The organism is Priestia sp. P5_B4 (assembly GCF_056400385.1).
On record NZ_JBFULJ010000844.1, the window covers coordinates 1 to 1,654 of the forward strand.

Annotated in this window: 3 protein-coding genes; all 3 read right to left on the reverse strand. The window is 41.1% G+C overall.

What is annotated here, in order from left to right:
* Window positions 1-69 precede the first annotated feature (69 nt).
* The gene (locus AC1DRF_RS26590; RefSeq protein ID WP_477742142.1) at window positions 70-507 is read right to left on the reverse strand and encodes a hypothetical protein; all 438 of its coding nucleotides are present in this window, start codon (window positions 505-507) and stop codon (window positions 70-72) included.
* A 21-nt stretch (window positions 508-528) separates the two neighbouring features.
* Window positions 529-753 (reverse strand): non-oxidative hydroxyarylic acid decarboxylases subunit D, encoded by a 225-nt coding sequence (locus tag AC1DRF_RS26595; RefSeq protein WP_230184188.1) that lies wholly within the window; start codon window positions 751-753, stop codon window positions 529-531.
* A gap of 16 nt (window positions 754-769) precedes the next feature.
* A partial coding sequence (locus AC1DRF_RS26600; RefSeq protein ID WP_477742143.1) for a UbiD family decarboxylase occupies window positions 770-1,654 on the reverse strand: 885 nt, incomplete at its 5' end.

A 1,654-nucleotide genomic window follows, 5' to 3' on the forward strand; every position in this document is an offset into this window, starting at 1 on the left:
CTGGAACCAATCAATTAAGGCTGTTCTTTCTACCGAAAAAACCGATTCTTAAAAATAAGAATCGGTTTTTTAGCTGTAGTGGTTCCAGCGGCTCAGTATCTCTTTGGAATTATGAAGCTGAAATTGAATTCCTGATGTTAAAACTGCATATTTTGCGTAATCTTCTTTAACACCGGCTACTTCTCCCGTAAATAGCTCATAGCCTGATAACACAGAAGCTTCTTTTTTCAGCAACAATTTAATGTAATAAGCTTTTCCTTCAATAACTAATGTAACGGTTGCCCTATGATTCTGTATCATGTTTGTTGAAGACGTTGTATCTTTCCATACTAGCAGCTTGACGCGTAAAGAGCTAATAGCTATCAGCTCTCCTGCGCTAATCATGGCTACATGAGGAAAACCCTCGGATGTCACTGTAGATAGCAGCATTGCATCATGCTGCTTTCTTTCTAAGTCTTTTCCATTTAAAAATACGCGCACGGCTTTTGGCAGCTCTGCTTTATTCATTTTACTTACCACCTTTGCTGATTAAGATCGGGGTGGCACAGGAGGCACGTGCGTTGCCAGCGGTACTTCTTTTGGATTGACTTTAAATGGTCGAGGGTATTTTTCAGGATTGGTGATGGTCTCAGGTTCAGAAGAACGCCAGGTAAACAAACACACGCTGCATAAGTAAATCTCCCAGGCTCCTTCAACTGGTGATTTAGATACTAAGTTCGCTTGTTTGGCTTCACATCTTGGACAAGTATGCATGTCGATTCCTCCTTGTTTATTTTTGCATCATATTCGTTAAGATTTTTTCCCATTTCTCAGTTTCAAGTGGTGTATCTAAAGGCTGAGAATAGTGGCCTCTTGTTTCCGGTGCAACTGGTGTTGTAGCATCCAAAATCATTTTATCTGTAATACCAGCCGGCTCAGATCCTGGATCAAGTGGCAGAACTGAAAGATTAGGCACTGTTATAACATCATGTTTTGGGTGCATTTTTGTTGATAGCGCCCACATGACTTGCGGTAAATTAAACGGATCCACATCTTCGTCTACTAAAATAACTAGCTTGCAATATCCTAATCCATGCGGCGTAGTCAATGCCCTCATACCAACCGCCTTAGCAAATCCTCCGTATCGGCTTTTTGTTGAAACGATAGCAACGAGACCATGAGTATACATCGCATTCACAGCTTCAATCTCTTCAGGATATGCTTCTTTTAGCTGCTGATATAAAGGAACGCTTGTATTGATTCCAATTAAATAATCTGTTTCTGTCCAAGGCATACCGATATATAAACTTTCAAAAATAGGATCTTTGCGATGGTATACACGATTGATTTTGATAACAGGCATGCTTCTGCCACCGGAGTAATGACCTGTAAATTCGCCAAAAGGACCTTCATATTCACGTTCACCCGCTAAAATTTCTCCCTCTAAAATCACTTCTGCTCCCCAAGGTACATCTAAATCAGAAAGCTGAGACTTCACAATTCTGTATGGCTCACCTTGAATAGCTCCCGCCATTTCATACTCTGATTGATCGTAATGAAGCGGCGTAGCGGCTGCTGTGACAATCGCAGGTTCACATCCTAAAGCAATTGATACAGGGAGGTTTTCACCTTTTTCTTCGGCTTGTTTCAAGTGAATGGCAATATCATGCTGTGG

Coding starts and splice junctions, on each gene's coding strand:
- AC1DRF_RS26590 (WP_477742142.1), bottom strand. CDS start 507: ATGAATAAAGCAGAGCTGCCAAAAGCCGTGCGCGTATTTTTAAATGGA.
- AC1DRF_RS26595 (WP_230184188.1), bottom strand. CDS start 753: ATGCATACTTGTCCAAGATGTGAAGCCAAACAAGCGAACTTAGTATCT.